We start from the raw sequence: 8412 nt of genomic DNA on the forward strand, positions 1-8412 counted from the left end.
ACGGTCTCGTCCAAAAGCCACCTGCTCGGCGCGATTTGTCGCGACCCACGCTCCTCTCGCCTCGACGGCTTCGATTGTCTAATCGTTGACCAGTAGGAACTCGATGCGGCCGAGACTCGGATCGATAACCAGCTCGGTTCTCTTGGTCGATTAGCCGTCACCTAAATGCAATGCGATCAGCTGCCCGTCGCCGGGGTTATGGTCCTTTCCGAGATCGCCAGCGCCTCATGATGATGTCCGGATCGGGTGGGTCATCCTCTGCAATGGCGGGCGGGCGAGCTCGCCACCAGTCGATTGACCGAGGTCGACCACCGTCTCAGCGGGACATCGCCGGCCCGGCGGACCGGGCCAGAAACTTGCAAATTAAGGCCGGGCCGGCGCGTGGCCCCAGTCAAACGACATGCCGTCGACGGAAATGCAGTGGAGGATCACAGAGATATTGTGCGCAATGGCGACGTTGCCTTTTCATACCGACACGCTTCGCGAGCTTTATTCCCAAGGCCTTCCGCGTTTCGCTGATGGTGAGCGGCGATTTCAGCGATGGTGAGCAGGCATTTCGCGCGATCGGCCGCGCCTTTGAGCTGATCTGCCGGCGCGTCAAACTTTTGTGAAATGCTCGGGCGAACTCGATGCAATGGTGAGCTTGCCATACCGAAGAAGGTCGGCAAAGGGAGCCGAATTCATTTTCCGCAGCTGACAATAGAAGGCTATCGGATCGAACGAGTTTCGCCAGGCGAGCGCTGAAGCGCTGCGCAATGTTGACCTGGAAGGCGTCACCCGACAGATCAATCACGCGTTGTACAGCCGCGACGGCCTGGCCTGGTGTAAAGGAGGGGGCTGAGACTGTAACCAGCCCAACAAATTCTTCGACTGTTCGGCGAGCTCTCTCACGCCGGCGAACCGGATCCTGCTCCGGCCACCCGGTAGAAAGGACCAGCATTTGTCATGGCGGTAATCCAAGCTTATCACGCCTCGTAAAGATATAGGAGTGCCTGAGGCAAGCGATGCCTCCCGACGGTATCGTTCCAGCGTCCTGTTCAGCTCGTAGCCAAAAAGCCGGCGGCGCCGCCCTGGAATGCCGGGAGATCGGCGCGACGGCCTTTCCGTTCTCGCCAAAATCCCGCACGCACGCCGGCTTGAGCTCGCTCGCAAGCGCAAGAGTGACCGGCTTGGCAACGAAATTGACGTGATCGTCTACGGTGAATTCGACGACGAAGTCGAACTCGAAGCCTATAAAGCGCACGAGCTTTACCAGGAGTCGATCCGGCAGTAGCTCTCGGAGCGGACTGACCTGAGCGAGTCAATCCGCAACTTCGCGATGAACTTTGAGTAGATGCTTCCGTGGAGGTCATTAGCTTCGCGCGGATCGACGCTCGACGACTGGGGCAGAAGACACTCGATGTGCAGGAGATCGAGTGCGGCAACGCGGAAGAAGCTCTTCAGCTTGGCTCTGCCGGGGAGGCAAACCAACCGATCGAAGTCTGGTGTGGCCCACGGCGGCTCGGTCGCTTTGAGCCAGAGCGAAGGTAGTCGTCCGTGAACAAGGTTCTAAGCGATTGAGCAGGAGTCTCTTTTTCGGATTCGAGGCGGTTTGAGATTGCAGGGAATGGGAGGTTGAAGCCGCCAAACCCTGCAATTTCGCTTTTGGATTCCCTTTCCCTGCGGCCCATGATTCTGTGGTGCATCGGAGGGAACGATGCGGCCGAAGAAGCACAAGACGACGGGATCGAACGATCTGTTCCGGGCGCGGCTGGACCAGATCATCAATCTGAAGCACGAGTTGGTTGTGCTTGCCGGCAAGATCGATTGGGACTGGATCGACGGCGAGATCGCGCCGCTCTACAGCGAGAACGGCCGGCCGGGGATCGAGACCCGCTTCATGATCGGGCTGTTGTTGCTCAAGCATATCTACGGGCTGTCCGATGAGGGGGTGTGCGAGCGCTGGTTCCACGACCCTTATTTCCAGTTCTTCACCGGCGAAGAGTTTTTCCGGCACGCTTTCCCGCACGAACGCTCGGACCTGAGCCATTGGCGCAAGCGGCTCGGCGACAAGCTGGAGCTGCTGCTGGCCGAGAGCCTGCGGGTGGCGCACGAAGCCGGCGCCTTACGCAGCCAGGACCTCAAGCGCGTCACCGTCGACACCACGGTGCAGCCGAAGGCCATCACCTTCCCGACCGACGCCAAGCTGCTTCATGCGGCCATCCAGGGCCTCAACCGCCTGGCGAGAAGGCACGCCGTCAGGCTGCGGCAATCCTATTCTCGTGTGGCCAAGGCCGCTGCGATGATGGCGGGCCGCTACGCCCATGCCAAACAGTTCGGGCGGCATCAGCGGCAGTTGCGTATCCTGCGCAGCCGGCTGGGCCGGATCATCCGCGACATCCGTCGCAAGATCGAGGGCCAGCCAGCCCTCGAGGAGGCATTCGCGCTTCCGCTTGGCCGAGCCAGCCAGATCCGCTCCCAGCAGCAGCGCCAGCGCGGCTGGAAGCTCTATTCCTTCCATGCCCCGGAGGTGGAGTGCATCGGCAAAGGCAAGGCCTCAGCCCCTTACGAGTTCGGCGTCAAGGCCTCCATCGTCACCAACAATCGCCGAGCTCCCGGCGGCCTGTTCGTACTGCATGCCAGCTCGCTGCCCGAAAATCCCTACGACGGTCATACCCTGCGGAACGTCATCGACCGGACCGAGACGCTCACCGGATGTCCGATCGAGCGGGCCTATGTCGACAAGGGATACCGCGGCCACGATGCTCAAAATCCACGTCGCATCTTCATCTCCGGCCAAAAGCGCGGCGTCTTCGGCGTCATCAAGCGCGAGCTGCGCCGCCGCTCCGCCATCGAGCCCATCATCGGCCACATGAACACCGAAGGTCACCTCGGTCGCTGCTACCTCAAAGGCCGTGCCGGAGACGCCGCCAACGTCATCCTCTCAGCCGTCGGCCACAACTTCCGCCGCATCCTAGCCTGGCTCAGAGAACTCTTGTGCCTGTTCCTGGTCCGACTATGCCGCGTGCTGGCCGGTCCAGCCCCGCTCAATTCGCCTTCTTAACGGACGACAAGGTAAGCGAGACCGCTGCCGCCCCTCATTCTTGACCTTGGCCGAGCGTCGCCTTCATCAAGGCGAGCAACACATCAGCCAGCAAGAGACGGTGATAACCTAAACGTCGATCGTTATGGCTGCACGATGTGCCATCGCGGATAGGTGACGAGTACCGCGGATACGCACGGGCAAATGAGAACCCGTCAGCCCTACGTCGCTGGCGGGTTTTTCTTTAGGGACGCAGCCGAAGTCCTGCTGCTCGGCAGAGTGATCGCTTACCGCCTGAGAAGGACTAAAGGCAGAGCGAAACAGTGCAGGAACGTCGCAGGACAAGAGCGCGTCGAGACAAACGAGGTCGCCTACACTGGTTGGGTGGGGAGAACATCGAACGGTCGTACGATGACCAGCCGAGCCGTTCTGTAGGCCTCGCACCATCATTGCTCGCTTCGTGCCCCTATTGTGCCCCCGCTTTTTTGGGGCACATACTTGGAGAACCTTGCCGCTAAGTGGCTGATTTAGCTGGGTTAATGGTGGGCGCACAAGGGATCGAACCTTGGACCTCTCCCGTGTGAAGGGAACGCTCTCCCGCTGAGCTATGCACCCGAAACCATCATGCAGGCGGCCCGAGTTCGGCCACCGACGCTTTGGAGCCCGCGATTTAGAAGTGCGGGCCGAACGTGTCAAGTTTCGAGGCGCCCGAAGACGTTAAAAGCGGCCCGGAAACCTTCCGCAGACCGCGCAATTCGGCGGTCAGACCGTTTGGAGCCGCCTACGCGCCCTGCTGGCGGGCGCGGGAGGCGTGGGCCTGGAGCGCGCGGATGCGTTCGGCCAGTGTTCCGCCGCCTTCGGGCAGGGTGCCTGCGGCCGTGCCGTTGGTCGGGGCGTCATTGGCCGGGCGCGGCGCCGGCCTCGGCGGCTGGCCGGCCTCGGCCGCGAGCAGGGCCTCGATCGGCGAGTTCGGGCCTTCGAGCTGCATCGCGAGCTTGGCCACTTCGGCTGCGATGTCGTTGATGCGTTCACGCAGCAGCGCGTTCTCCATCCGCTCGGTCGCCCAGGAGCTTTCGGCCTGCTGCTGGATCGCGTTGATGTCGCGCTGGAGCTTGGCGCGCTCGTCGCGGGCGGTGCGCAGCTGCTCTTCCAGCGCGGTCTTTTCCGCGCGGATCGATTCCATTGCCGCCGACGATTTGCCGCCGCTCAAGGCCGCGATCTCGACGCGCAGCTCCTTGATGGCGCGCTCGGAACTCTCATTGGCCTGGCGGAGCTGGTTGTTCTCATAGTCGCGCTCGGCGAGCAGCTTGCCCTGCGTGGCCAGGCGGCCCTCGAGATCGCCGACACGGCCCGACAGCATCTCGGCCTCTTTCACCTGCACGATGAGCTGGCGATCGAGGTCCGTGACGCGCTGGCTCAGATTCTCGACGCGGCCGCGGGCGTCGCCGAGCTCGCGCGAGGCGGTCTCGGAGTCGGTGCGCTCCTGCGCCAGCCGCGCCTGCGTCGCGGCAAATTCCTTCTCGGCGTCGCCGACGCGGTTCTTCAGCTCCTCGATCTGCGCACGGACCGCGACCAGCTCGACCTGACGGCTCTCCGCCATCATCGAGCGGTCGGACAGTTCGGAATTGATCTTTGCGAGCTCGCCCTGCTTGTCCGTCAGCGCGAGCTCGGCGGCGCGCAGGGCTGCGGTCTTGGTGTTGAATTCCTCTTCGGTGGCGCGGAGCTGCTCCTTCACCGCCTTCTCGCGCGCTTCGAGCGCGAAGATCGTGGCGTTCTTCTCGCCGAGCTCGATCTTCATGCGGTTGATGGCGTCGCTCTTCTTGCCGAGCTCGGCGAGCTGGCTCGTGGTCTTGTTCTTGAGCTGGTCGACGCTCATCTCCAGCCGTCGCGCCGACATGGCGAATTCGGCGCGGAGCTGGTCCTTGTCGGCCTGGATCTCGGCCATCGACAACGGCGTGGCGGCCTCGAGCCGGCGCGTGGTCAGGCGCACGGCGCGGTTATGCACCAGCGGCACGATCGCGAGCCCGCACAGCATCGAGAGCAGGAAACCGATCGCCAGGTACATGATCGGTTCGACCATGGGCCAGAACTCCCAAAGCTAAGGAAAAATTTACCAAGGACATTGCATGCGGGGCCGGCAAAAAGCCAGCCCCGACATGTCGTTAACCTTGATCCGTCGCCGCAGGGGAAAGCGGGACGTTAGAACGGGTTCCAGGTCGCGCGCGGGGTGAATTTCAAATAGCCGATATTGGCTCCCAGCCGCAGGCCGAGGCCCGAGCGGATCGGCACCAGCACGATGTTGTTGGCAGTGAGTGCCGTCATGCCGAAGCCGCCGATGATGTAGGCCGAGCCGTCGAGGCCGGCGAAGCGCTGGTAGATCGCGTTGGTGGCAGGCAGATTATAGACCAGCGTCATGGTGCGCGCGCCGTCGCCACCCCAGTCGAAGCCGAGCGAGGGACCCTGCCAGTAGACCCTGAGGTCGCCGGCGTTCTTGGTGTAAAGCGTGCCTTCGCCGTAGCGCAGGCCGGCGACGAAAGCGCCGGATCCTTCCTCACCGAGGATATAGCCGTTGGGCAGGCCCCATTGGCTGACCGCCTTCTCGATGATCGAGGCGAGACCGCGCGAGACGTTGCCGAAGAAGCGGTGGCCGGCGTTCACGAGTTCGTCCGGCCCATAGGTGCTGGGCGTCTGGGTCCGCTGCGGCGGCGGCAAATCGGGCGGCGGCGGCTGCTGGGCGGAAGCCGGAATGATCCACCCGACCATCGCGGCAAGCGCGACTGCGGCAAGGCGTGATGCGAAAGTCATAAAAGAACCCCTGGTATCGAATCCGGTCGCTTCCTTAACCTGACGCCAACAGGCACGGCTCTAGGTTGCGCCGGATGTCCCCTCGACTCGGATGTTATCCGCAGCAACTATGACGGCAGAACGGCAGGAAGCCAGCCCTTTGCGCCCCGGAATTGCCTTGATCGGCCTTCTGGTCTGCATGCTGTCGGGCATTTGGATCCTCTGCGCGGGGGTGCCGGCGCAGGCGGCCACCACCGAGCGGATCGTCGTCAACCGCTTCAGCGGCGTGGCGATCGAGGGCTTCGACCCCGTGGCCTATTTCGTCGCTGGCACGGCCGTGCAGGGAACGGCCGAATTCGAGGCGAACCTGTGGGGCGCAGTCTGGCGCTTTCGGAACGAGGGCAACCGGGCCTCTTTCCTGGCTCATCCAGAGGTCTACGGGCCGCAGTTCGGCGGCTACGATCCGGTCGATATCGCCCGCGGGGTCACCATCGCCGGCAACCCCCGTTTCTTCGCGATCGCGGCGCAGCGGCTCTATCTGTTCAGCCGGGAAGCCAATCGCGACGGCTTCGCCGCCAACCCCGAGCGCTTCCTCTACGAGGTGGACAAGCGCTGGCCGGCCCTCCAGGACAAGCTCAGCCAGTAGCGCCCTTACGACGTCAGACTCTTGCCGCCTGCGGGTCACCCCAGGCGATGAACTCCGGGATGATGAAGCCGCCATCGTGCCGCTCGCCGAAGCGGAGCGCGCCGCTCTTGCCGTCGGTTACGCTGCCGCCGGCTGCGGTCACGACCGCGTAGCCGGCCCCGACGTCCCATTCACACGTGGGCCCGAAGCGGGGATAGATGTCGGCACTGCCTTCCGCGATCCGGCCGAATTTCACGGCCGAGCCGACCGTCTTCCTGACGGCGTTGGGGCGGTGATCGATGAAGGCCTCGGTTCTGGGATCTCCATGCGAGCGGCTCACCGCGGCGATCCATGGCTCGCCCAGGGGCGGCAACTTGCGGGTATGGATCGGCTCGGCAGCGCCGATCGTCGCGCCGTCGAACCTGACGCGCTCGGCGCCGCGGCCGACGATGCCGCGCCAGAGCAGCCCGAGTGCGGGCGCGCTGACGATGCCCAGCAGCGGCACGCCCGATGTCACCAGGGCAAGGTTGACGGTAAACTCGTCGCGCCCGGCGACGAACTCCTTGGTGCCGTCAAGCGGATCGATCAGGAAGAAGCTGTCGCGGAACGGCGGCGAGGCGAGCTGGGTCCGCTCTTCCGAGAGCGTCGGGATCTCGCCCGCAAGCTGCGCCAGCCCGTCCGCGATGATGCGGTCGGCGGCAAGGTCGGCCTCGGTCACCGGCGAGCCGTCCTGCTTGCCGTCGACCCGCATCGCCGCGCGGTTGACCGCGAGGATGGCTTCGCCCGCCTTCACCACCAGCGCGGTGAGCGGCTCCATCAGGTGGGAGGCGGCCGCGCCGTCGATGATCCGCTTCACCTGCATGCCTCATTCATCGGCAATTCCATCCCTGCTCGAGTGATTCGCCGCGGCATTAGGGCCGGTTCGAACCGATCGCAAGCTAGCTGCCATGGGCTTGCGAATGTTAGAACCTGCGGCATTCGTCAAGCATGCTTGATTCGCCGCGTCCGCGCCGTGCAATTCCAGGAACCCTTTATGTCTGACGCTTCGTCATCCGCTACCGTTGCCGCTCCAGATGCGCTCGAACTCGCTGCGCTGCTGTGCTCGCGGGTCTGCCACGATCTCATCAGCCCTGTCGGCGCCATCGTCAATGGGCTCGAAGTGCTCGACGACGATCCCAAGCCCGACGACCGCGAGTTCGCACTCGACCTGATTCGCAAGAGCGCGAAAACCGCCTCCGCCCGCCTCCAGTTCTGCCGTCTTGCCTTTGGTGCGGCCGGCTCGTCCGGCGCGCAGATCGATCTCGGCGATGCCCAGACCATGGCGCGCGGCCACATCGAGGACGGCAAGTGCTCGATCACCTGGAATCTGCCGCGGATCCTGCTGCCGAAGAATCGCGTCAAGCTGTTGCTCAACATGCTGGTCGTTTCGCAGCACACGATCCCGCGCGGCGGCACGCTGACGATCGATCCGATCGGCGAGGGCGAGACGATGAGCTTCCGCATCACCGCGACCGGACATAATGCGCGCCTGCCGCAGAACATCTCCGAGCTCCTGAGCGGCGAGCGCGGCCCGGCCGCCGATGCACATGCGATCCAGCCTTATTATACGCGGCTGTTGGCAGAGGCTTGCGGGCTGACCGTGAGGCTCGCGCATGAAGGCGAGGCCATCACCATTATCGCGTCGTAGACACGCCGCCGCTCTCAAACGTTAATCGAATCTTTACGAGGCGCTTCGGCTTGTCCGGAGCGCCTTATCTCTTTGTTGATTCCGTTCTTTTCCACATACTCAACCATTATTAAACGCTTTGCGGTGAAGCTGGCCCCATTCCGAATTGGCGCATCACGTCTTGTGTGCGCGCCCTCCCTGTATGAAGGCCTGTTTTCATGGATGATCTGTTGCGGGAGTTTTTGACGGAAACCAGCGAGAGCCTGGACACCGTGGACAATCAGCTGGTGAAGTTCGAGCAGGAGCCGAACAACG

8 protein-coding genes and 1 tRNA gene are annotated in these 8412 nt (G+C 63.4%); 4 read left to right on the top strand and 5 right to left on the bottom strand.

Annotated features, from left to right (window positions below; genetic code table 11):
* Positions 1-391: 391 nt before the first annotated feature.
* Positions 392-793 (bottom strand): hypothetical protein, encoded by a 402-nt coding sequence (locus IVA75_RS40305; RefSeq protein ID WP_346658404.1) that lies wholly within the window; start codon positions 791-793, stop codon positions 392-394.
* 282 nt (positions 794-1075) lie between these two features.
* Here IVA75_RS40305 and IVA75_RS05185 point away from each other — a divergent pair, with 282 nt between their 5' ends.
* A complete protein-coding gene (locus IVA75_RS05185) occupies positions 1076-1273 on the top strand; it encodes a Dabb family protein (protein ID WP_247282076.1) in 198 nt (65 codons plus the stop codon).
* 423 nt (positions 1274-1696) lie between these two features.
* Positions 1697-3043 (top strand): IS5 family transposase, encoded by a 1347-nt coding sequence (locus IVA75_RS05190; protein WP_247282077.1) that lies wholly within the window; start codon positions 1697-1699, stop codon positions 3041-3043.
* Between the two features lie 519 nt (positions 3044-3562).
* On the opposite strand, the gene IVA75_RS05195 is transcribed toward IVA75_RS05190, so the two are convergent.
* The 3 genes from IVA75_RS05195 to IVA75_RS05205 all read right to left on the bottom strand — a co-directional run bounded on the left by IVA75_RS05195 (position 3563) and on the right by IVA75_RS05205 (position 5827).
* Positions 3563-3637: transfer RNA gene (locus IVA75_RS05195), tRNA-Val, on the bottom strand.
* 166 nt (positions 3638-3803) lie between these two features.
* Positions 3804-5102 (bottom strand): hypothetical protein, encoded by a 1299-nt coding sequence (locus IVA75_RS05200; RefSeq protein WP_247282078.1) that lies wholly within the window; start codon positions 5100-5102, stop codon positions 3804-3806.
* Positions 5103-5221: 119 nt separating this feature from the next.
* Positions 5222-5827 carry a DUF1134 domain-containing protein gene (locus tag IVA75_RS05205; RefSeq protein ID WP_027565201.1) on the bottom strand — a complete coding sequence of 202 codons (606 nt, stop codon included), beginning with the start codon at positions 5825-5827 and terminating at the stop codon, positions 5222-5224.
* Positions 5828-5966: 139 nt separating this feature from the next.
* On the opposite strand from IVA75_RS05205, the gene IVA75_RS05210 reads away from it, so the two are divergent.
* Positions 5967-6452 carry a YHS domain-containing (seleno)protein gene (locus tag IVA75_RS05210; protein WP_247282079.1) on the top strand — a complete coding sequence of 162 codons (486 nt, stop codon included), beginning with the start codon at positions 5967-5969 and terminating at the stop codon, positions 6450-6452.
* A 13-nt stretch (positions 6453-6465) separates the two neighbouring features.
* Here the strand turns inward: IVA75_RS05210 and IVA75_RS05215 are convergent, their stop codons facing one another.
* The gene (locus IVA75_RS05215; protein WP_247282080.1) at positions 6466-7293 is read right to left on the bottom strand and encodes a 3'(2'),5'-bisphosphate nucleotidase CysQ; all 828 of its coding nucleotides are present in this window, start codon (positions 7291-7293) and stop codon (positions 6466-6468) included.
* Between the two features lie 171 nt (positions 7294-7464).
* Between IVA75_RS05215 and IVA75_RS05220 the strand changes: the two genes are divergently transcribed.
* Positions 7465-8118, top strand: coding sequence for a histidine phosphotransferase family protein (locus IVA75_RS05220; protein WP_247282081.1), 654 nt, complete (start codon positions 7465-7467; stop codon positions 8116-8118).
* The last annotated feature ends 294 nt before the right edge of the window (positions 8119-8412 follow it).

It is taken from the genome of Bradyrhizobium sp. 134 (assembly GCF_023074155.1).
Classification (GTDB): Bacteria; Pseudomonadota; Alphaproteobacteria; order Rhizobiales; family Xanthobacteraceae; genus Bradyrhizobium.

Excerpts from the sequence above, each read along its gene's own strand:
- IVA75_RS05190 (WP_247282077.1), top strand. The coding sequence starts at position 1,697 with ATGCGGCCGAAGAAGCACAAGACGACGGGATCGAACGATCTGTTCCGG.
- IVA75_RS05205 (WP_027565201.1), bottom strand. The coding sequence starts at position 5,827 with ATGACTTTCGCATCACGCCTTGCCGCAGTCGCGCTTGCCGCGATGGTC.
- IVA75_RS05220 (WP_247282081.1), top strand. The coding sequence starts at position 7,465 with ATGTCTGACGCTTCGTCATCCGCTACCGTTGCCGCTCCAGATGCGCTC.
- IVA75_RS05185 (WP_247282076.1), top strand. The coding sequence starts at position 1,076 with ATGCCGGGAGATCGGCGCGACGGCCTTTCCGTTCTCGCCAAAATCCCG.
- IVA75_RS05200 (WP_247282078.1), bottom strand. The coding sequence starts at position 5,102 with ATGGTCGAACCGATCATGTACCTGGCGATCGGTTTCCTGCTCTCGATG.
- IVA75_RS05215 (WP_247282080.1), bottom strand. The coding sequence starts at position 7,293 with ATGCAGGTGAAGCGGATCATCGACGGCGCGGCCGCCTCCCACCTGATG.